This is a genomic window from Pseudomonas protegens CHA0 (genome assembly GCF_000397205.1).
GTDB lineage: Bacteria > Pseudomonadota > Gammaproteobacteria > Pseudomonadales > Pseudomonadaceae > Aquipseudomonas > Aquipseudomonas protegens.
In genome coordinates this window covers 4,272,296-4,293,689 of the sequence record NC_021237.1, presented here as the reverse complement: position 1 = coordinate 4,293,689, position 21,394 = coordinate 4,272,296, and the positions used below count along the sequence as shown (strand labels likewise).

At 59.2% G+C, this 21,394-nt stretch carries 25 protein-coding genes; 24 read left to right on the top strand and 1 reads right to left on the bottom strand.

The window, feature by feature from the left end; genetic code table 11:
* Positions 1–55 precede the first annotated feature (55 nt).
* The 10 genes from PFLCHA0_RS18995 (at position 56) to PFLCHA0_RS18950 (ending at position 5,468) form a co-directional block, all read left to right on the top strand.
* Positions 56–772 (top strand): hypothetical protein, encoded by a 717-nt coding sequence (locus PFLCHA0_RS18995; protein WP_015636172.1) that lies wholly within the window; start codon positions 56–58, stop codon positions 770–772.
* An 11-nt stretch (positions 773–783) separates the two neighbouring features.
* Positions 784–1,731 carry a major capsid protein gene (locus PFLCHA0_RS18990; protein ID WP_015636171.1) on the top strand — a complete coding sequence of 316 codons (948 nt, stop codon included), beginning with the start codon at positions 784–786 and terminating at the stop codon, positions 1,729–1,731.
* 51 nt (positions 1,732–1,782) lie between these two features.
* The gene (locus tag PFLCHA0_RS18985; protein ID WP_015636170.1) at positions 1,783–2,091 is read left to right on the top strand and encodes a HeH/LEM domain-containing protein; all 309 of its coding nucleotides are present in this window, start codon (positions 1,783–1,785) and stop codon (positions 2,089–2,091) included.
* A 3-nt stretch (positions 2,092–2,094) separates the two neighbouring features.
* Entirely contained in the window at positions 2,095–2,598 is a 504-nt protein-coding gene (locus tag PFLCHA0_RS18980; RefSeq protein WP_015636169.1) for a DnaT-like ssDNA-binding protein, read from the top strand.
* Positions 2,599–2,614: 16 nt separating this feature from the next.
* The gene (locus PFLCHA0_RS18975) at positions 2,615–2,983 is read left to right on the top strand and encodes a hypothetical protein (RefSeq protein ID WP_015636168.1); all 369 of its coding nucleotides are present in this window, start codon (positions 2,615–2,617) and stop codon (positions 2,981–2,983) included.
* Positions 2,980–3,633: a hypothetical protein gene (locus PFLCHA0_RS18970; protein WP_015636167.1), complete on the top strand. Its 654-nt coding sequence runs from the start codon at positions 2,980–2,982 to the stop codon at positions 3,631–3,633. The genes PFLCHA0_RS18975 and PFLCHA0_RS18970 overlap by 4 nt, the downstream gene beginning before the upstream one ends.
* Entirely contained in the window at positions 3,630–4,046 is a 417-nt protein-coding gene (locus PFLCHA0_RS18965; protein WP_015636166.1) for a phage tail terminator-like protein, read from the top strand. The genes PFLCHA0_RS18970 and PFLCHA0_RS18965 overlap by 4 nt, the downstream gene beginning before the upstream one ends.
* A 73-nt stretch (positions 4,047–4,119) precedes the next feature.
* Complete coding sequence (locus tag PFLCHA0_RS18960) at positions 4,120–4,773, top strand: phage tail protein (protein WP_015636165.1); 654 nt, start codon at positions 4,120–4,122, stop codon at positions 4,771–4,773.
* 3 nt (positions 4,774–4,776) lie between these two features.
* The gene (locus PFLCHA0_RS18955; RefSeq protein WP_011062036.1) at positions 4,777–5,157 is read left to right on the top strand and encodes a phage tail assembly chaperone; all 381 of its coding nucleotides are present in this window, start codon (positions 4,777–4,779) and stop codon (positions 5,155–5,157) included.
* Positions 5,158–5,222: 65 nt separating this feature from the next.
* Entirely contained in the window at positions 5,223–5,468 is a 246-nt protein-coding gene (locus tag PFLCHA0_RS18950; RefSeq protein WP_015636164.1) for a DUF1799 domain-containing protein, read from the top strand.
* A gap of 45 nt (positions 5,469–5,513) precedes the next feature.
* Here the strand turns inward: PFLCHA0_RS18950 and PFLCHA0_RS18945 are convergent, their stop codons facing one another.
* Positions 5,514–5,969: a helix-turn-helix domain-containing protein gene (locus PFLCHA0_RS18945; RefSeq protein ID WP_041752373.1), complete on the bottom strand. Its 456-nt coding sequence runs from the start codon at positions 5,967–5,969 to the stop codon at positions 5,514–5,516.
* A gap of 373 nt (positions 5,970–6,342) precedes the next feature.
* On the opposite strand from PFLCHA0_RS18945, the gene PFLCHA0_RS18940 reads away from it, so the two are divergent.
* The 14 genes from PFLCHA0_RS18940 (at position 6,343) to PFLCHA0_RS18870 (ending at position 21,355) form a co-directional block, all read left to right on the top strand.
* The gene (locus PFLCHA0_RS18940) at positions 6,343–7,266 is read left to right on the top strand and encodes a BRO-N domain-containing protein (RefSeq protein WP_015636162.1); all 924 of its coding nucleotides are present in this window, start codon (positions 6,343–6,345) and stop codon (positions 7,264–7,266) included.
* Entirely contained in the window at positions 7,263–8,078 is an 816-nt protein-coding gene (locus tag PFLCHA0_RS18935) for a KilA-N domain-containing protein (RefSeq protein ID WP_015636161.1), read from the top strand. Before PFLCHA0_RS18940 ends, PFLCHA0_RS18935 begins: the two co-directional genes overlap by 4 nt.
* 121 nt (positions 8,079–8,199) lie before the next feature.
* A complete protein-coding gene (locus PFLCHA0_RS32360) occupies positions 8,200–8,622 on the top strand; it encodes a superinfection immunity protein (protein ID WP_041752371.1) in 423 nt (140 codons plus the stop codon).
* A gap of 73 nt (positions 8,623–8,695) precedes the next feature.
* Complete coding sequence (locus PFLCHA0_RS18925) at positions 8,696–11,956, top strand: phage tail tape measure protein (RefSeq protein WP_015636160.1); 3,261 nt, start codon at positions 8,696–8,698, stop codon at positions 11,954–11,956.
* A gap of 46 nt (positions 11,957–12,002) precedes the next feature.
* Positions 12,003–12,341, top strand: coding sequence for a phage tail protein (locus PFLCHA0_RS18920; protein WP_015636159.1), 339 nt, complete (start codon positions 12,003–12,005; stop codon positions 12,339–12,341).
* Positions 12,338–13,549 (top strand): hypothetical protein, encoded by a 1,212-nt coding sequence (locus PFLCHA0_RS18915; protein WP_015636158.1) that lies wholly within the window; start codon positions 12,338–12,340, stop codon positions 13,547–13,549. The genes PFLCHA0_RS18920 and PFLCHA0_RS18915 overlap by 4 nt, the downstream gene beginning before the upstream one ends.
* Entirely contained in the window at positions 13,536–13,949 is a 414-nt protein-coding gene (locus tag PFLCHA0_RS18910) for a hypothetical protein (RefSeq protein ID WP_051167112.1), read from the top strand. Before PFLCHA0_RS18915 ends, PFLCHA0_RS18910 begins: the two co-directional genes overlap by 14 nt.
* 51 nt (positions 13,950–14,000) lie before the next feature.
* A complete protein-coding gene (locus tag PFLCHA0_RS18905) occupies positions 14,001–14,684 on the top strand; it encodes a phage minor tail protein L (RefSeq protein WP_015636157.1) in 684 nt (227 codons plus the stop codon).
* Between the two features lie 2 nt (positions 14,685–14,686).
* Positions 14,687–15,451, top strand: coding sequence for a C40 family peptidase (locus PFLCHA0_RS18900; RefSeq protein WP_015636156.1), 765 nt, complete (start codon positions 14,687–14,689; stop codon positions 15,449–15,451).
* A gap of 9 nt (positions 15,452–15,460) precedes the next feature.
* The gene (locus PFLCHA0_RS18895; protein ID WP_015636155.1) at positions 15,461–16,033 is read left to right on the top strand and encodes a tail assembly protein; all 573 of its coding nucleotides are present in this window, start codon (positions 15,461–15,463) and stop codon (positions 16,031–16,033) included.
* A gap of 57 nt (positions 16,034–16,090) precedes the next feature.
* On the top strand, positions 16,091–19,180 hold the full coding sequence (locus PFLCHA0_RS18890) for a TipJ family phage tail tip protein (protein ID WP_015636154.1): 3,090 nt from the start codon (positions 16,091–16,093) through the stop codon (positions 19,178–19,180).
* Positions 19,181–19,466: 286 nt separating this feature from the next.
* Positions 19,467–20,156, top strand: a complete 690-nt coding sequence (locus tag PFLCHA0_RS18880; RefSeq protein WP_015636153.1) for a hypothetical protein — start codon at positions 19,467–19,469, stop codon at positions 20,154–20,156.
* A 75-nt stretch (positions 20,157–20,231) separates the two neighbouring features.
* Entirely contained in the window at positions 20,232–20,858 is a 627-nt protein-coding gene (locus PFLCHA0_RS18875) for a glycoside hydrolase family 19 protein (RefSeq protein WP_015636152.1), read from the top strand.
* Positions 20,855–21,355, top strand: a complete 501-nt coding sequence (locus PFLCHA0_RS18870) for a DUF2514 family protein (RefSeq protein ID WP_041752366.1) — start codon at positions 20,855–20,857, stop codon at positions 21,353–21,355. The genes PFLCHA0_RS18875 and PFLCHA0_RS18870 overlap by 4 nt, the downstream gene beginning before the upstream one ends.
* Positions 21,356–21,394 lie beyond the last annotated feature (39 nt).

Here is a 21,394-nt window from a genome sequence, read left to right as displayed (position 1 = left end):
TGCAAGTTTTTTCTTCGTAGGCAGGGCCTGCACCTACGTCTCTGGGAGACAACCAATGCTGAAATTCCAACTGGATACCCTGGAAGGGGTAGACGAATCCGTGCGCGCTTTTTACACCGAGAAAGAGGGCAAGTATGTCCTCGGTATCGAGGGGTTGCCTCAGCCCGAAGACGTTTCCGGCCTGAAATCGAAGGTTCAGGAACTGCTCGACGAGAAGAAGGCAGCCGATAAGGCTCGCAAGGATGCCGAAGAGCAGGCGCGTCAGGAGCGAGAGGAGGCTCTGCGCAAATCGGGCAACGTCGAAGAACTCGAAAAGTCCTGGTCCGAGAAGTACAGCCGCCGTGAGGCAGAGCTGGCCGGTCAGCTGGAGGCAGAGCGCAACACCCTGCAAGGCCAGATCCGGGATCTGACCGTAGGGCGTACTGCTACCGAGATCGCAACTACGCTAGCCATCCCAGGCAGTGCCAAGGCACTGCTTCCCCATATCGAACGTCGCTTGAGCGTCGAGCAGCGCGACGGCAAGCCAACTGTCGTAGTGCTGGACCAAGCCGGCAAGCTCTCCGCCACTACGCTGGAAGAGCTGAAGAGTGAATTCACGAAAGACCCTGCGTTCGGTCCTCTGATCGCAGGCAGCAAGGCATCTGGCGGCGGGGCCGGCGGTGCTGGAAATGGCGGTGGGGCCGCTCTGAAACGTTCCGAAATGTCCTCTGTCGCCAAGCGTGAGTTCATCACTGCAAACGGCCAGGACGCCTACCTGAAATTGCCCAAATAATGGAGTAACCCATGGCGACTACCGTCACCTCGGACATGATCGTCTACAACGATCTTGCCCAAACCGCTTACCTGGAGCGCATCCAGGATGTGATCGACATCTTCAACGCCTCTTCCAACGGCGCCCTGGTGCTGGACAACGAACTGATCGAAGGCGACCTGCGCAAGCGTGCTTTCTACAAGCTCGGCGGATCCATCGCTCACCGCGACGTGAACTCGACAGCCGCGGTTGCCGGCCAGAAGATCGGCTCCGGCGAAATGGTCGGTGTGAAGGTGCCTTTCAAGTACGGTCCTTATGAGACCACCGAGGAGGCCTTCAAGCGTCGCGCGCGCTCGCCGGAAGAGTTCTCCGAACTGGTGGGGCAGGACTATGCCGACGCAGTGCTGGAAGGCTACATCCAATACGCCATGGCCGCGCTGAAGGCTGCCATCGGTGCCAACCCCAATATGGTCACCAAGGCCAGCTTCGCCACTGATGGCAAAAAGGCGCTGACCAAGGGCATGCGCAAGTTCGGCGATCGCTTCGGTCGCATTGCGCTGTGGACCATGGATTCGGCTACCTACTTCGACATGGTCGACCAAGCCATCACCGAGAAGGTCTACGAAGAAGCTGGCGTGGTTATCTACGGTGGCCAGCCCGGCACCATGGGCAAGCCCGTTCTGGTATCGGACACCATTCCGACCGAAACCATCTTCGGCCTGCAGGCTGGGGCAATCAAAATCACTGAGTCGCAGGCTCCGGGCTTCCGTTCGTACCCCATCAACACCCAGGAAAACTTGGCGATGGGCTTCCGCGCTGAGGGCACCTTCAACCTGGACCTGCTCGGCTACAGCTGGAAGGACGCCACCGGTGGGGTGAACCCGAACCTGGCTGCGATCGGCACCGGTGCCAACTGGACCAAGTACGCCACCAGCGACAAGGTCACCGCTGGCGTTCTGATCGACCTGTCCGCGCCTTAATTAGCGCCTTCCTCAGCAAGCGGTTCGTCTTGAGCCGCTTTGGAGATACCCATGGAATTGACTTACTCTGCGCAAACCACGGACTTCGATCCCGATAAGCGCTATCGCAACCCGCAGTACTTCGATAAGCCAGAATCCGGTGTGACCAAGGTCACTGTTGTGGGTGATTGGCCGGTAGTGGTTGAGGCCTATAAGGCCGTCCAGATCGAGGTGGATCTCGTCGAGCCTGGCGGCGCTGCTGAAACTGACCCGGCCAAAATGGGCGTGGCAGATCTGCGTGATTGGCTCACTGCCCAGGGCATCGAGTTCGATCCGAAGGCCTCGAAAGCCGAAATCGTGAAACTCATTCCAGCGAGCTGATTTATGGCGCTCATAGTCGAGGATGGTACCGGCAAGCCTGACGCCGAGAGCTATGCGTCCGCCGTGGATCTGGCCATGTACGCCGTGAAATTCGGCGTAGCCATCCCGGCGGAGGTGCCCGCGCAGGAAGCGTTGCTTCGCCGAGCGGCTCTGGCAATGGATGGCATGACCTGGAAGGGGCGCAAGACCAGCAGCGAGCAGGCTCTGGCTTGGCCGCGTCGGGAAGTTCTGCTGGATCAGGAGATCAAGCCCAACAACTACCTGCCGGCGCGTATTCAGTACGGCCAGATGGCCTTGGCTGCGGAGATCCATCAGGACGATATCGACCCGATCGAGAAGCGCAAAGGCGCGGTAACCCTGGAGCGTGTCGAAGGGGCGGTAACCCGCGAGTATGCCGCCATACCGAACAGCAGCGGCCGACTGTTGCCGGCGGCGCCGGACCGACCGAGCGCCACGCAGTTTGCTGACTATCTACAGAAGCGCGGGCTGTTCGCAGTACGCGCATAGTTGAAACGGAGCCAACATGGTCTTCTACGACGAAATGGCCATGATGGCTCTGGAGATGATCACAGAGTTCGGCCAGCCCGTAACCATCCGCGACATCAAGCCCGGCGAGTACGATCCTGATACCGACTCGGCCGGCCCTGACACCATCATCGAGCAAACAGCCCAGGGCATCCTTCTCGACTTCACAGGCCTGGAGTTCCAGAACAACAGCCTCATCAAGCAGGGCGACAAGAAGCTCAAGGTCGCCGCTCAGGGGCTGGCGTGGGCGCCGGATCTGCTGAACAAGGTGGTCATTCAGGGCCGGACCTGGTCCATCATCCCACCGCTGAAAGAGATCAACCCCGCCGGTACGCCGATTCTGTACGAGCTGCAGGTGCGGTCATGAACCGGTACGCGGGCAGGAACGGCAGCTTCGCCGAGAACATCCGCCAGTTTGCCGAGCAGGCCCAGGCCGGCATTGACGCCACCTTTCGCGAGATCGTGATCGAGATCGGCAGCAGCGTGATTCGCATGTCACCGGTGGGTAATCCGGAGATCTGGGCCGCCAACGTGGCGCACCGCGCGACCAATACACGCGCAGCCGACGACTACGACTTCAAAGTCTCGGTGCGCAACACACTGATCAACCTGGACGAAAGCAACTTCACCAAGGCCGGCAAGCTGCGCCGCGGCGTGAAGTACGCCAAGCCCCTGACCAAGACCGAGCGTGACCAGAATTTCAACGTGAACGGCCTGATCGTCGGCAAGGACTATGTCGGCGGCCGCTTCCGGGGGAATTGGCAGTTCTCGATCGATACACCCGCCGACGGCACGCTGGATCAGGTCGATCCTTCTGGAGGTGTGACCCTGGCCAAGCTACGGCTACAGGTCGGACAGCTGACAGCAGGCCAGACAGCCTACATCGTGAACAACCTGCCTTATGCGGTGCCGCTTGAATACGGGCATTCAAAGCAGGCCCCCGGCGGCATGGTTCGAATCACATTGGCCCGTTTCCAGCAGATCGTCGATGAAGCCATTAGGAACAACCAGGTATGAGCCATAACGTTATCGCCACGATCTATCAGGCCCGGGTTATCGCCTGGGCGAAAGCCAGGGTTCCGCCGCTGAAGGTGGTGGTTGAGAACGAGGCCTACACGCCAAAGGACGGAGAAACCTACCTCCGTGCCTACACGCTGCCGGCGGATACTGCGAGCAACACCCTGGGCGGCGATCACCGGCTTTACACCGGCGTCTTCCAGGCCAGCGTAGTAGTGCCATCGGGCAAGTACCGCGGTCCGGCCGGCGGCCTGGCTGACGAGATCAGCGCACTGTTTCCGCTGTATGAGCGGAACGAGAAGGCCGGCCTGACGGTGATCACCATGACGCCACCAGACCAGGGCCCAGGCATTCATAGTGACACGACCTACACCGTGCCCGTGTCCTTCCAGTACCGCGCTGACACCAACTGATTCCGCCCATCGGGCAGCCCCACAAACCCGCTATTGAGCGGGTTTTGTTATTTCTGAAGAGAGGAAACACCCAATGGGATACAAAATTCCTAACGGCGGCACCTTCCATCACGCCGCAACTTACGCAACTGCCCTGGCCTTCACTGCAATCTCCAACGCCACCGAGGCTGTGGCCACAGTGACGAACGCCGATCTGGATGTCGGCGACATCGTGCTGTTGACCTCCGGCTGGAGCCGGCTGGACAACAAGGTGGTACGGGTTAAGGCCGCGACTGAGTCGGCGATCACTCTGGAGGGGATCGACACCAGCAACACGGAGCTTTTCCCTGCTGGCAACGGTGCAGGCACCATGAAGAAGGTTTTGACCTGGGTGCAGATCCCGCAGGTTAACGACCTGGCCTTCTCCGGCGGTGAGCAGAACTACATCGATGTGGTGTTCCTGGAAGACGACCAAGGTAAGCAGATCCCGACCGACAAGTCGGCGGCCAGCTTGGTGCTGACCATCGCGGACGACCCGGCCCAACCGTTCAACGCTGTCCTGATGTCGGCCGATGCCGGCAAGCAGGTACATGCTGCGCGCCTCGATCTTCCAGGCAATGACACTCTGCTTTACGGGGCTTACACCTCGTTCTCCAAGCAGCCAGCGGTGTCCCGTAACAACCTGCTGACCCGCACCGTCAACCTGGCGCTGCAGTCCGAACCAACCCGCTATCTGACCTCGGTGTAACCCATGGCCAAGTTCTCGCTTATCCAGAATCCAACCTTCAGGGCCGACGTGCTGATCCCGCAGTTGGGCGGCGAGCCGGTGAAGGTGGGGTTTGAGTTCAAGTACCTGGACCGGACCGGTCTGGCCGAGCTTTACGCTGAGTGGGGCGAGCGCCACAAGGCTCTGGGGTTGAAGGCTGACGAGATGGACCTGAAAGCCTTCACCGCGGCCCAGATCGACCTGCAGGTGGATCAAGTTAAGGCGGTGGTGGCCGGCTGGGACTTCGAAGAAGAGTTCAACGACCAGAACATCCGCATTCTGGTCACCTCGATTGTCTCGATTCCCAGCGCGGTATTGGCGGCCTATTCCGAAGCCTTCAACCAGGCCCGCCTGGGAAACTCCTAAGCGCCGCGCGCGCACTCTACGAGCAGGGGCCTTCGGCTGAAGAGCTGAAGACCTTTGGCTTTTTGGTGGGTGATCTTACCGGCCAGGACTGCGAGGTCTGGCCGGATAACTGGCCGGCCTTCACCGTTTTCGAAGCGATGAGCACCCAGTGGCGGGCCGGCGCGTGCGGCGCTACCGGTCTGGACTACGGCGTCCTGCCGAGTGTCATCCGAATGTGTGGCGTGCCGGCTGGCTCCAGGCAAAGCATTTTCAGTGACATCCGGCAGATGGAGGCTGAGGCCTTGCAGGTGATGGCGGAACAGAGGGGGTGAGTACGAGGGGCGCCTTAGGACTAGCCAATGCGGTCAGGATGGGCTTCAGTCGGGCAGAGGAGGCCACGTCTTTGCTTCTTCGACGACTTTTGCGATCGCTTCCTTGATTGTGATCTTTTCGCCGCGGGTTTCTGCATGGAAAAAGTCAATGATGGCATTGAGCATTATTTCTTCCGTGACCCCGTACTTTGCAGCTTGCGCGTGCAGGCTATCGATTGTGCTTCTTGGGAGAGCGATAAGTAGGTCCTTTTCTCCCTCCTCAACCAAGGTCATTTCCACAACTTCAGGTTGATCCTCGACGTCCTGTAGCTTCTCCACCTCGCACCCAAGGGCATTAGCCAGTTTCACTAGTGCGGTCATGCGGGGTTGGGAGGTGCCCATCTCGTACCGTCCTATTTGAGGAACGCTTAGCCCACTCGCTTTTGCAAGATCGCGCTGGGTCATGCCGGCGTCTGCTCGGAGGCGTACGAGCCTGGAAGGGAAACCTTTAGGGTGGTGCATGTTGATTCCATACTTTGGTGTGAAAAGCATGATGTTCGTGAATCTTTTTTAGTGCAAGAAGATGATGGCAAATGATGTTGACCAGATGTCATAAATGATGCTTAATGATGTCTAGTGATTGCTAAGGAGGTTTTATGAGGATGGAAAAATCGCGGTACCCGCTAAGTCTGGAGTCATCGATAAAGCTGCTGGCAGAGAGCGAGGCAAAGAAAAATCGACGCAGCTTGAACGCTGAGCTGGGACTTCTTATTGAGGAAGGGTTGAAGTGGCGAAAAACGCAAAGCAAGCAGGCGATGGCCTGAAACGAAGAAGCCCCGACGAGGTGAGAGTCGTCAGGGCTTCGGAGAACGTTCAACGTACTAGGAAAAACGTCATGTCGAATAATAGCACAGCAGCATCCAATGTCATCCCGTTCAATTTCGGCAAGCAGCAAGTGCGCACGCTGTTGATTGATGATCAGCCATGGTTCGTGGCCAACGATGTTTCCGCTGCCCTTCAGTACAGCGAAGCGTCGGCGATGACTCGCCATCTGGACGATGACGAAAAGGGTCTGTCGATTGTGCAGACCCTTGGCGGTGACCAAGAAATGCTGGTCATCAATGAGTCTGGCCTTTACTCGGCAATCCTGCGCAGCCGCAAGGCCGAAGCCAAGCGCTTCAAGAAGTGGGTAACCTCCGAGGTTCTTCCGGCGATTCGCAAGCATGGCCGTTATGAAGACCAAGGCAAGATGCAGCCCATGCTGGATGAGTTGCTTGGGCCGCAAGGTGCCCGAAAGCTCGGGAACATCATGCGCTGTCGTGTCGCCAAGTTGGATGCCGAGCAGCAACGTAGCGCGACCGCCAAACTGGCGTCGGCCCTGCATGCACGTTTCGATGTCCCTCGCATGGAGTTGATCCCGGGCGATCAGCTGGATGCGGCCTGTAACTTTGTCGCCGCTTACGCAATTGAAGGTGAGTATCTGGGCAAGGAAGAGCCCAAGGCTGAGCAACCGTTGAACATCCACTTCCCAGTTGAGGCTCTCGCTCAACGCAGGCCTGAAATGGTTAAGTCACGCGGCGATGGCCATGCTTGGCTCGATGTGTCTCTTAACGATTTGCGCGACTTTCATGAGGGCAGCACTCCTTGCGAGGCCATTCTCATTGAGCTGCGCAGGGCAGGCTATGAAGTGGAGGGCGCCTGGTGGGAGTTGCGCACCTACCGGAACAAGCTGCGGGAGATCGTTGGCTTCGCCCATGGCCTCACCTGCGTGATTGATGAGCCTCACCGATACGCGATCAAGATGGGAGATGCAGCATGAGCGCGCTGATGATCGCAGGTATCGAGATTCACCAGGACCAGGACGGGCGCTTCAGTCTGAATGACTTTCATCGAGCGGCAGGCGGGGAGACTCGACATCAGCCGGCTTTTTTCATGAAGCGCCCAGAAACCGTTGAGCTTGCTGAGGCGATTTCTAATTCTGCTCCTGAGCAGAATTGCGTTCCTGTTGCGTCTAAGGCAGGAAGGTACGGTGGCACCTATGTCGTAAAGGAGTTGGTTATCTCCTACGCCATGTGGGTCAGTCCGATTTTCAGTCTCCACGTGATCCGCACCTTCGATTCGGTCGCCGCCAACGACTCAGTGATTCCACAAGAGAAGCGGCTTCCAATAGCCGCCGACAACCTCGACGCAGCCAAGCGCATCGCCGAAAGCTTCGGCTTGGAAGGGAATCAGGCTCTGCTGAGCGCCAACAGCATGGTCAAATCCGCTATCGGCGTTGACTTGATGGAAATGGCAGGGGTTAAGCGTCTGGTCAACGAATCGCAAGAGATGAACTACACACCCACGGAACTTGGGGCAAAGTTCGGCATGAGCGCGGTGAGCATGAACAAGTTGCTTGCTGACTGCGGCCTTCAGCATCAAGTCATCTACAAGCCCGGCAAGAAGCGCTGGGAGGTGACGCCCGACGGCAAGCTGTTCGCAGTCATCACTGACACAGGCAAGAGGCACAGCGACGGCAAGCCGATTCAGCAAATCCTCTGGCGGGAGTCTGTTCAGGAGATGCTGGCCAGGCTGGCTGATCAGCTTCGGTCCGGGCTTCCTTCGGTGATCGCAGGCGGCGTTTCGCGCTAAAACTCAGTTACTGCAAACCATTACCTCGCCTCGGCGGGGTTTTGGTGTTTGATTTTTTCAAGAGTCTGGCAGTGATACGATGAAAAGAAGGCCATCTATGATCACTTGATAGGGACTTCCAATGTTTGTCTTGAGACTGCTAGTTTTAGGTTTTCTCGCGTTTTACAGCTACTCCATGGGGACGGATCGATTTGAGTTGAATGCGTTTGGAAAGCTTATTGCATTCAGCGGGGTAATTTTCATACCGGCTTTCTACATGCTCCCCACGATTGAGGCCTGGATAAGGAAGAGAAGCAATCTATCTGCGATAGCGGCCGTAAATTTCTTTCTTGGCTGGAGCCTTCTGGGATGGGTTGGCGCTCTGGTTTGGGCACTCAAGCAGCCATCGGCAGTTGTGGTAGCCGAATCGCCAAGGACGACCCCTACTAATTTCGGCGCGCCCGCCCAAGAAAAACCTAAGAAGAACTGCCGATTTTGCGGAGAGGAAATCCTGGCGATCGCGATTAAGTGCAAACACTGCGGAAGCGATCTAGAACAGGCATAGAGCTAAGAACTGAGCGCCTCCCCTATAAAAACAAGCCGCCCACGGGCGGTTTTTTATTGCCTGGAGAAAACTGATGAGCACTAACTTCGCCTCCCTGGGCATTTCCGTCGAGTCGTCTCAGGCGGTCAAGGCTGCAGATGACCTGGATAAATTGGTCGACGCGGCCGAGGGAGCTGAAAAGGCTATTGATGGTCTCGGAAAGGCTGGTGATGACTTGGCCGGCACTGGCAAGAAGATCACTCAGGCCGAGACAGAAGCAGCTCAAGGGATCGACAAGTCGACCGCCGCAATAGAGCGCCAAATATCGGCCAGCAAGAAGCGCGGAGATAGCGCAGCGTACGAGATGGCGATTACAAGGCAGCTCGAAACAGCTGTCGCTGCAGCCTCTGGCTCCAGAGAAAACCTTTCGCGTGCGAACGAGCTCTACGTCAAGGCACAAGAAAAAGGTTTGCTTTTGACCGAGGACCAAATTCGTCTCGAGGGGCTTCTCGAAAAGGCCGAGCTCAAGGTTGAATCGTCTCGCTTGAAGAAGATTGCGGCAGCCGAGAGGGAGGCAGCACAGAAGCAGAAGCTGATTGACGCCGAGAACCGCCAGATCGAAGCACTGAAACGCACAGTCAATGGTATTGATCCGCTTACTGCAAAGCTAGCGAAGCTGGAGGCCCAGGAGAATGCAGCACACGAAGCCTTTCGGCGCGGCGCAATTGATGTCGAGGCTTATAACGCTGCGCTGGCCAAGGTTGGAAAAGATCGTGCTGGCGTGACTGAGGTCACTGGAGCATTTGACAAACTCAAGCTCGGCACCCGGCAGGCTCAAGAAAACATCATGCAGCTTGGTAATGCGCTGTCGTCCGGTGACTGGGCAAGCGGCGTTCGCGCAGTTACTCAGCTGGGCATTGGCGCAGGTGCAAGCGTATCGAGTTTTCTTGCTCTTGCTGGGCCAATCGCGCTGGTCACCTCTGCAGTTGGCGGACTGGCTTATGCTTATTACAAGGGTAGCCAAGAGCAGGATGAGTTCAATAAGTCACTTATCCTGACTGGAAACTTTGCTGGCACCAGTGCGAGTCAGCTGGCTGATATGGCTCGCCAGGTCAGCTCTACGGTTGGAACTACTGGCGCTGCCGCTGATGCTCTAGCATCTATGGCTGGGAGTGGAAAGCTAGCCAGTGGCAGCTTTGTTGAGATTGCTGATGCGGCTCTTTCGATGGAGAAAGCGACAGGTAAGGCGGTCGATGCAACCGTCGCTGAGTTCATCAGGATTGCCGAAGACCCTGTGGCAGCCGCGAAGACGCTTAATGACCAGTATCACTTTCTGACAGCGTCGGTTTATTCACAAATCGTTGCGCTCAAGGAGCAGGGTAATGAGATTGGAGCAACTAAGCTTCTGACCGATACCTACGCCGAGACGGTACAGAGTCGCTCTGCTCAGGTTCTTAATAACCTGAGCTTGTGGGAGAAAGCGTGGCGAGGAATCAAGAGCGAGGCTAGTGAGGCGCTGGATGGGCTGAATAGTCTAGGTCGAGCCAAAGGGCTGGAGACCAAGCTAAAGGACGCTCAAGATCGCCTGGCTCAAATGACTGCTAATGGTCGAGATGCGGCGGTAGAAGATCCATTTCGCTACAAAGATGTGACAGGCGAGATCAGCTATCTTGAACTTCAAATTGAAGCGGATAAAACGAGAACTAAAACGCTCAATGATCAAGAACAGCTGCGTCGAGACGCTTTTGACGCACAGATCAGATTAAAGGCGCTAAACGATTCAAACTTATCTAGCGAGGAGAAACGTAACAAGCTAATCAAAGAGTACAAGAGAGATGTTGAGGCACTTCGCAAAGAAAATCCTGATTCGCCATTGGTCCAGGATGATTTCGTTGCCAAGCAAATCCAGAACATCAAGGACAAGAACAAGGACACGAAGACTGCCGCCGGCGCGGTAGACCTGACGGCCTTCAACACCTCGAAAAACAATCTCACCGGTATCCTGTCCGAGTACAAAAACGCCCAGAAGGAACTGGACGCAGCGCAGAAGGCGGGGCTGGTGTCCCAGGCCGACTACCTGCTCAAGCGCGAGGCCATGATCGGCAATGAGCGGGACGAGGTCACGGCGGCCTATGAGGCGGAGATTGCAGCACTTGAGGCCGCTAAGGGTAAGGCCAGCACCTCTGCCGCCCAGCGCATCCAGTTGGACCAGAAGATCGCCGATGCCCGCGCCGCCATGGTCAAGGCTCAGCGGGATGCTGACACCGAGCTGAGCGTGCTGGCAAAGAACGAAGAGGGCCGGCTGAAGAAGCAGGAACTGGCGGTCAAGACCTACACCAGCGCCCTGCAGCAGCAAGTCGATACTCTGCGCGAGCAGGGCATGCGTGCTGCCGCTGGCCTTGGCCAGGGTGATCGCCAGCGCGACCTGACCAACCAGCAGAACGCGATCGACGACCGCATCAACCAGCAGAAGCTGGATCTGGCCAACCAGTACGGCGATGGCTCCCGGGGCATGAGCCTCGACGAGTACACGCAGAAGCTGCAGGCGCTGGAGGCCACCCAGCAGAAACTGCACGACACAGTGGTCAGCAACTACGACGATATGTCGGCTGCCCAGGGCGACTGGACGAATGGAGCGTCCTCGGCCTGGCAGAACTACCTGGAGTCGGCGCGGGATGTGGCCGGCCAGACCAAGAGCCTATTCACCAACGCCTTCGGCTCCATGGAAGATGCGATTGTGCAGTTCGCGATGACCGGAAAGCTGTCGTTTGCTGACTTCACGAAGTCGATCCTCGCAGATATGGCGCGCATTGCTGTTCGCCAGGCCGGCTCCTCGGCGCTCAGCTCGTTGTTCGGCATGGCTGCCTCCGCTGCTGGGTCGTACTTCGGCGGTGGGGCGGCTTCGGCCGGCTCAACGCAGGCCGGGTATACCGGGGTCGACTTCTCCAGCTATCAGGCCAACGGCGGTGCCTGGGGCGCCGGCGTGCAGATGTTCGCCAATGGCGGCGCCTTCACGAACAGCGTGGTCAGCAAGCCAACGGCTTTCGGAATGGCTGGCGGCCAGACTGGAGTGATGGGCGAGGCGGGCCCCGAGGCGATTGTGCCGCTGGCCAGGACCTCCGGCGGCCAGTTGGGTATTCGAGCGTTGGGCGGTGATTCAACCTCAAGCAACAACCAAGTCGTGATTCAGCAGACCTTCAACATCCCAGAAGGGAGTGGCGGGGCCAGCGAGGCGGACGGACAGGTTCTGGCCCAGGCCTATGCCAAGTCCGCCAAGCAGGGCGCCCAGGAGCAGATCGCGAAGGACCTTCGACCAGGAGGTCAGATCTACATGGCCATTAGGGGGCGTGGTTAATTGGTGTTGCCCGCTCCGGCGGGCTTTTTTATGCCTGGAGAAAAATATGGCAACTGAAACCTTCACCTGGAAGCCGAACAACGATCCTGCGGCGACCATTGCGTTTCGAACCAAGTCGGCCAAGTTCGGCGATGGTTACGAGCAGCGGGCCCAGGACGGAATCAACAACCGCTCGCAGTCTTGGCCCCTGACGTTCACGGGCCAGAAGACGCGCATCAAGGAGATCATGGCGTTTCTCGACCGACATGCCGGTGCAACGCCTTTTTTTTGGTCTGACCCACTGGGCGATCAAATGCTCTATCGATGCTCCGAGTATCAACCCAAGGCCATGGGGGGCGATGCCTACACCCTGACCGCAACCTTCGAACAGGCATTTCACCCATGAGCATTCGGCTAATCGATGTAGGCGAGGAGGCGAACGACGAGACCGGCGACACGCTTCGTGACGGCGGGGTCATCATTAACGAGAACTTCGCGGAGCTTGATACGCGCACAGAGGCAGCGCAGGCGAAGGCTGATCAGGGTATGGCGGACGCTGCTGTAGCCAAGGCGAAGGCCGATAAAGGTGTAGCGGATGCGGCAAAAGCACAGGATGCCGCCGCGGCGGCAAAAGCAGTGGCCGATGCTGCATTGCCAAGGTCAGCCCTCGGAGCAACGGTCGCGCAGTTGGTCAACGGGAAAGTTCCGGTGCCTCAGCTTCCGGAATTCGTTGAGCCCGTGAAAGGTAAAGGTCTGTCCTCAAACGATTTTACAACTGCCGAGAAAACCAAGCTCGGCAGCGCCCTGGTAACCGGGGACTACGGCTTAGGGTCTAAGGGAGTCGCCGCAGCATCTGATGACGTTACAGGCTTCGGTGGATACGACGAAACAACTCCAGGGTTCCCGACTGGTCGCAAAGGTCAGGTAATAACCATGATCGGCAGTGGAGCTCGCCGCACTCGAATCATGACCGACCATGATGCCGACATCCTGACATTCCAGCGCTACACGGACTCCTGGCAGACACCTCGAAGGGTTATGTTGGCCAGTGATTACGGCCTAGGGTCGGATCCCAGGGGAGGGCGCCCCACCGACGGGGTTGGGTATATCTCCGATATCAACGTGCTGCGAGCCAGTGGTAAGTACATCGTCACTCCGGAAACCGTTGGAGGCGCTGGATTCTACGGAACACTTGAGATGAGCTGGTATGACCCGACCGGCTGGACAATGCTTGCGCGCCCATTAACAGGCGGCGCAATGGCTACGCGCGCAAGCATTAATGGCTCCGTGGGCGGCTGGGAGTGGTACTACCCTACAAAGCGCTACCAGAGCGACGGACTGACGTACACCAACGGCCTACTCCAGAGTATCCAGCACGGTCTCGGCGCTATTCCCACCAGCATGCAGCTCTTTGCGGTTCCTATCGTAGATCAAGCGTCATGGTCCGCTGGCATTCATGTGCTACCAGCATCTGGCTATTCAATCGGGGCTAACGGATCGCTGATATTCATCAAGGTGGCATCCACCGGACTAACCGTTCTTGACGCCCAGACAGGTGCGTCAGCCAACCTCACCCCTGCGAATTGGAGGATTGTTATCCGTGCAGCCGCCTAAAATTGAAGACCTGGAAATCAGCCCTCCACCTCAAGATCCATCAATCCTCTACGTTGACAAGGACGGGGTGCAGATCATAAAGACCAACGGACCAGCGCCGGAAGGCGGAATTGCGGTGGAGGGCACGCCGGAATACTTCGACCAGGTTTGGCTTTTCCCAGGCTGGGGCCCCTCAGCGTACAAGCAAGGTGTAGCGGATGTGGCATGGATAGCTGAGGAGCTGGAGGAGGTGGCAAAGCAGCTTGATCGCTTGGAAGAGGCGGAAGCGGGGATTGACGTTGCCGACCTGCTGCCTGGTACGCGCAAGCAGTGGCTCACATATCGCGGCCAGCTCAGAACCTGGGCGAAAGGCGGCTCCGACTTCCCTGATCCGGAGCGTCGCCCGCAGCGGCCGGAGTAAGTTTTCGAACCCCGCCAACGAGCGGGATTTTTTTTGCCTTGAGGAAACACGATGCCAATTACGGCCGATATCCAGACCTTGGAGCCTGGCGCGTGGGTGGAGCTTTTCGAGCTCGACGCTACCGCACTGGGCGCCGAGCTGTACCGCTTTCACGGCTACCCGCAGCAGTCGTCGATCTACTGGCAGGGCGAGGAGTATTCGCCCTGGCCAATCAAGGCCGAGGGCTTCGAAATGACGGGGCAGGGCGCGCAGCCGATGCCGACCCTGTCTGTCGGCAACGTCGGCGGGTTCATCACGGCCTTGGTGCTGTACTTCGAGGACCTGGTGGGGGCGAAGTTGATCCGGCACCGGACGCTGGGCAAGTACCTTGATGGCCAGCCGGAGGCGGACCCCGACGAAGAGCTACCGCCGGACATCTGGTATGTCGAGCGCAAGGCTGCCGAGAACAACGAAACGGTGCAGTTCGAACTGGCCTCGGCCCTGGACTTCGCCGGGGTTCAGCTGCCGCGCCGGCAGATCGTGGCCAACGTCTGCTGGTGGCTCAGTTGCGGCGGTTACCGCGGGCCCTACTGCGGCTACAACGGTGGGCCCGTGGCCGATGAGAACGACATCATCACCACCGATGCCGCCAAGGACAAATGCGGCGGGCGCTTGAGCAGCTGCAAGCTTCGCTTTGGCGAGAACAACCCTCTGCCGTATGGCTCATTCCCGGCCGCAGGCCTGCTTCGGAGCTGATCATGAACAAGTCCACCCGCGCCGCCATCGAGCGGCATGCGCTGGCTGAGTACCCGCGCGAGTGCTGCGGCCTGGTGATTCGTGAGGGGCGAAAGGAGGTCTATGTGCCTTGCCGCAACACGGCTTCGACGCCCAGCGAGCACTTCCGCCTGTCGCCCGAGGACTTCGCCGCCGCCGAGGACCGCGGCCAGGTGCTGGCGGTCGTGCATAGCCACCCAGACCACCCAGCAGCACCCAGTGAGGCAGATCGCGTGTCCTGCGAGGCCTCCGGGCTTCCCTGGCACATCCTTGAGGTCCGCAAGGGCGATGACGAACAGGTGCGCCCAGGCGAGCTTGTGAGCTTCGCGCCGGACGGTTATCAGGCCCCGCTGATCGGCCGCAAGTTCGCCCACGGCGTGCACGACTGCCTGAGCATCATCCTCGACTTCTACTGTCGCGAAATGGGCATCGACCTGGGTCAGTACGAACGGGAGGATGGCTGGTGGGAGAAGGGCGGGAATCTGTACCTGGAGAACCTGCCGGCGGCCGGATTCAGCCAGGTCAGTGCACCGCAGCACGGCGACATCGTGCTGATGCAGATTCGGTCGAAGGTGCCGAACCACGCCGGGGTATACCTGGCCGATGGCGTGCTGAAGACCGAGCCCGAGCATTTCCCGGCGCCGGGGTCGATCCTGCACCACCTCTACAACCGGGACAGCAAGCGCGACACCTACGGCGGCTACTGGCGCGAGGTCACCGTCGGCTACTGGCGGCACACAAAGCAATGAGGAATGGCAATGGCTCAATCAGTTGAGAAAATGCAGACAGTGATGCTGTCCGGCTCCCTGGCAAGGCTATTTGGCCGCCGACACAGAATGATTACCCGCGGCGGGTGGCGGGACATCATAGGGTATTTCAAGCAGTTCCCAGGATTCGAGAAACACATGGCTGAAAGCTCCCGCAAGGGGCTGCGCTATGCGGTCTTCAATGGCCGGGAGAATGTTTCTCAGGATGATCTCGGGAAGCCAACCGGTCGGAATGTGATCCGGATCGTCCCGGTGATCGCTGGGTCAAAGCGAGCCGGCCTGCTGCAAACAATCGTCGGTGCAGTGCTCGTTGTGGTTGGCTTGGTTTATTCGCCTCTTCTACCTGCAGGCATCGCGATGCTGGCCGGCGGCGTGATCCAGATGCTCAGCCCCCAAGCAAAAGGCCTGGGCACCCAAGACACCCCCAACAACCGGCCCAGCTACAGCTTCAACGGCGCCGTAAACACCAGCGTCCAGGGCAACCCTGTCCCGCTGCTCTACGGCCGGATGATCGTCGGCAGCGCGGTGATCAGCGCCGGGATCTACTCCGAAGACCAGATGTAAACCGAACCCGCCACCAGGCCCGCCGAGTGCGGGTATTTTTTTGTCTGAAGGAAAGCCATGAACAACCAGATCATCACCGGCAGCAAAGGAGGCGAGTCGAAGCCGCGGCCGTCCGTTGAGGCCCCCGACAGCCTGCAAAGTACCGCGTATGCGCGGATCCTTGACCTGGTGAGCGAAGGCGAGATCCAGGGCCTGGTCGCGGGCGAGCGCTCGGTCTACCTCGACGAGACGCCCCTGGCCAATGCCGACGGCACCCGTAATTTCAGCGGCGTCACCCTGGACGCCCGCACCGGCAGCCAGGATCAGCTGCATATCCCGGGCTTTCCGGCGGTCGAAAGTGAAATTGCGGTAGGGGTTGAGCTGAAGTATGGCCAGCCCTGGGTTCGCGCTGTGCAGAACCTGCAGCTGTCGGCCGTGCGCGTGCGTTTGTCTACCCCGCGCCTGGCCCAGACCAACACCAGCAACGGCGACACCAACGGCTACACCGTGCAGTACAAGATCGAGGTTTCCACCGACGGCGGGGCCTATGTCCAGGTGCTCGCCTCGGCGTTCAGCGGCAAGACCTCGACCAAGTACGAGCGCTCCCACCGGGTGGACTTGCCGCCGGCGAGCAGCAACTGGCAGGTCCGAGTGACGCGCCTAACTCCGAACAGCACCAGCAGCGTGATCGCTGACACCACGAACATCGACGCCATCACCGAGATCATCGACGCCAAGCTGCGTTATCCAGGTTCCGCTGTCGTTGGCCTGCAATTCGATGCCTCCCAGTTCCAGTCGATCCCCACCAGGTCCTTCGACCTGCGCGGCCGGATCATTCGGGTGCCGAGCAACTACGACCCAGAAAGCCGGCTGTACTCCGGCGTCTGGGATGGTTCGTTCAAGACGGCCTGGACCGACAACCCGGCCTGGATCTTCTACGACCTGCTGCTGCACTTCCGCTATGGCCTGGGCCACCTGCTGAACGAAGGCCAGGTGGATCGGTGGGAGCTGTACCGCATCGGCCAGTACTGCGACCAGTCGGTCCCGGACGGGAAGGGCGGCATGGAGCCGCGGTTTACCTGCAATCTGTTCCTGCAGACCAGGTCGAACGCTCTCGACGTGCTGCAAGACCTGGCCACCACCTTTCGCGGAATGGCCTATTGGGCCGCTGGCTCGGTGATGGCCATTGCCGATATCCCGGAAGACCCGGTGTACACCTACTCGAATGCCAACGTGATCGACGGCAAGTTTGGCTATTTCGGCTCTGCGAAGAAGACCCGCTACACCGTGGCTCTGGTGAGCTGGAACGATCCGGCCGACTTCTACCGGCAAAAGGTTGAGTATGTCGACGACCAGGCCGGCATCACCCGCTACGGCATCCAGCAAACCGAGATCACCGCCACCGGCTGCACGTCCCAGGCTCAAGCTCAGCGCATCGGCAAGTGGGCGCTGCTGACCAACCGCCTGGAAACCGAAAGCGTGGGGTTCTCCGTGGGCCTGGACGGCACCCTGGCGCGCCCCGGGCAGATTATCCGCATCGCGGACAATGATCGGGCAGGGCGCCGGATTGGTGGGCGCCTGCGCTCTTCCACGCTCGATAGCCTGGTACTGGATGCCGACGTGAAGGCATACCCCGGCGACACCATCACAGTGATCATGCCCACGGGCACTGCTGTCTCCCGCAAGATCAAATCGGTCGGGTATCCGCTGACCTGGGACCGCAAGGGGATCAAGTGGTCAAGCGGCCGCGTGACAATGGATACCACCGGGTTTCCTGCTGAAGTCCAGCAGGTGGTGCTGGAGAAGAAGCTGGATGAATTGCCGCCCCAGCACTCGATGTGGGCCATAGACTCTCCAACCCTGGCCACGCAGCTGTTTCGCGTCATGTCCGTGGCTGAGGACTTTTCCGACTCCGAGATCAAGTTCACGATCAGCGCGGTACGCCACAACGCGAGCAAGTACGGCGCAATCGACAACGGCACGCGCATCGAGCGGCCGCCGGTGACGGTGATCCCGCCGAGTGTCCAGAGGCCGCCGGCGAACGTAACGCTGAGCAATGACCACTTCGTCGACCAGGGCAGCGCGGTCAGCGTCATGACCATCGAGTGGGAGAAGCCCGAGGCGGCGATTGCCTACGAGGTCTACTGGCGCAAGAACGACGGCGATTGGATCTTTGCTGGTCGCACGGGCACCACGTCCATCGATGTGAGCGGGATCTATGCGGGGCGGTATGTGGCCAAGGTGCGGGCCATCAACTCGCTCGACATCGGGTCGGTGTTCGCGACCTCAGTCGAGACCGTGCTGAACGGCAAGACCACGCCGCCGCCGGTGCCGTCGTCCTTCACCGCCGAGTCGATCGTGTTCGGCATCAAGTTGGCCTGGGGCATTCCCTCGGGGCTCAGTACCGCGGACGTGCAGCGCACCGAAATCTGGTACAGCCAGACCAACCAGGTGGCCACGGCGACCAAGTTCGGAGACTACGCCTATCCGCAGACAGACCTGACAATTATGGGCCTGGCTTCCGGGGTTCGGTTTTACTTCTGGGCGCGTCTGGTGGACCGCATCGGCAACGTAGGGGATTTCCGCGGGCCGGTCACCGGGCAGTCGTCCTCCGATGCCGGGCCGATCCTCGAGTACCTGAACGACCAGATCACCGAGACGCAGTTGAGCCAGCACCTGCTCGAGAAGATTGACTCCGGCGGTGGCGCGTCGGTTGAGATCGAACAGGTCAAGACAGAGCTCGCTGCGATGTACTCGATCAAGACGCAGCTCACCGTGGACAATAAGCCCTATCTGGCCGGCATCGGTGTCGGGGTGGAGAACAACGAAGGGATCATCACCAGCCAGGTGCTGATCGCCGCAAGCCGATTTGCAATTGTCGACCCGAACGCTGCGGAGATCTATTACCCATTTGTTGTTCAAAACAATGCCGCCTATATCGACACTGCATTCATTCAAGACGGCACTATCACAAACGCAAAAATAGGTGACTACATCGAGTCAGATGGCTATATCGAAGGGCAAAGGGGCTGGAAAATGAACAAAAACGGCACTCTTGATATCAACGGAAACGGAGTTGGCTACAGGCTCCAGATCATGGATCGGGGCGTCTATCTCACCGATACCGAGACCGGCGTCCAGGTCGTAGAACTGGGTCTTCTGTCGTGACCTTTGGGTTCAGGGTCAGGGATAGGGTTACCGGGGAGGTCACCATAGAAGTGACCGATCGCCTGACGCGACAGCTCGGGGTCCTGGATAGCGGGACAGCAGATGGGGCGATCACGGACGACAACCTCCTGCTGGGCGAGCCTTTCTATGTCGTGATTGACCCGCGGCCGAACCTTTGGACGAACTTTGTTCGGCCGATCCCCTCGATCAGCGGCAATAGGCTGTCCTGGAGCTTTCCGAATGTGTACGGCGCACGGACTTCCGTAAAAATCTTGTGGGGTGTCTCTTGAGCGAGATTGGTTTTAGGGTAAGGAACCAAAACAGGGCTATCCAGATTGATAGCCGATTCCGGAATCATTGCCTGCTGAGTCAAGGCCGGGTCGTTCCGGCGACCAGCGGCGAGTTCGGCAACATAAAATACACTGACGTCCCTATGCCTCAATCGAGCACGCCGCAGATAGTTGCGATCAGAGGCAACAATCCAACCTTTTACGTCATGAATGGGCAGTACGTCAGGATTTTTTCTGTAACCAATACCGGCGCCCCCCAAGGCTTTGCTGACTACTACATCTTCGGCACGCCGAACAGCGATGAGGGCGGCAAGCCCGGGATGCGTATCCGGAACAGGCACACCGGGGAGACCGTCTACAACTCGCTGCGCAAGTACATCCGGATTCTGAACAGCTCAGCTCTTCCGGGAGCAAACACCGGCAGCATACAAGTTGGGCGAAAGTGCGCTCTGATCCAGAACACGCGAGGGTATGGAGCAAGGAAGCAGAGGACAGGCCCAAACGGCACTATCGTTATCGAGGACGTCAAGTCGACGTTCATCATCACGCCGACCGACAACACCTGGGAGCATAGGAGCGGAATCGTGGCGAACATCAACCGCCCGTGGGATGGTCAGGGATTCGCCGAGTACAACTTCTCCCAGTTTCAGGCCAGCGTAACAATCATCGACGTCACCGGTTACTGATTCGCTAACCAACACATACCCTTGATGCACCATCACCCGCTATACGCGGGTTTTTTATTGCCTGGAGAAAACACAATGCCACTCACCGAGCAGCAGCTGCTGCAGATCCTCCCGAACGCCCGCCCAGTCGCGGGCGTTTTTGTTCCTGCGCTCAACCGCGCCATGGCCCGCTTCAAGGTCGATTCCCGCGTGCGACAGGCTGCGTTCATCGCCCAGATCGGGCATGAGTCGGGTCAGCTGCGGCGCCTGGTTGAAAACCTGAACTACAGTGCCGAGGCGTTGGTGCGAACCTGGCCCAACCGGTTCACCGCGCAGACCGCTGCCGCCTGCGCTCGCCAGCCCGAGAAGATCGCCAACCGCGTTTACGGCGGCCGAATGGGTAACGGCCCGGAGGCCTCCGGCGATGGCTGGCGGTTTCGCGGTCGGGGTCTGATCCAGCTCACCGGCAGATCGAACTATCGCGCTGCAGCCGGTGGCCTGGGCCTGCCGCTTGAAGCCCAGCCCGAACTGCTGGAGCAACCAGAGCAGGCAGTCCAGTCCGCAGCCTGGTGGTGGTCAACCCATGGCCTGAACGAGCTGGCCGACGCCGGCCGCATCCAGGACATCGGCAGTGTCATCAACACCGGACAGCCAGGCCGGGTGCCAAATGGTGCCGTGGAACGGAAAGCACTCTACGAGCTGGCTTTGAAGGTGCTGGCGTGAGCGCCTGGCTGTTACGTGGCGGCCTGCTGGTGCTGGTACTTGCCTCTTACTGGGGGATCTATCAGCACGGACGGTCGATCGAGAGCGCAGAGTGGCAGGCGCGCTGGAATGCGCGTGACGCCGGCGATAAGCAGGCTTGGGCCATCGATGAGCGCGCAGAGCGCGACAAAGAACAGGATCGGCAGAACTCAATCAACAAGGCGGTACAGGATGGACAACGGAAAATCGATAGTGCGGTCGCTGACGCTGTTACTGCTCGCGCTGCTGCTGGGAGCCTGCAGCGGACAGTCGATGATCTCACCGAGCGCCTCAAGCGTTCGGCCAGCAGCAATTCCTGCACTGCCGCCGCAAGCCAGGCAGCAACCCGCACAGCCTTGGTGCTTGCCGAGCTGTTCAAGCGCGCTGACGACCGAGCGGGCCAGCTGGCAGCAGATGCTGATCAAATCCGGAGCAGGGGAGTGACTTGTGAGCAGGCCTATGATGGCCTGAGGAAGTGAGACCATGTCGTGCAGGAACAAGAAGCCCGGCGCTGGGCC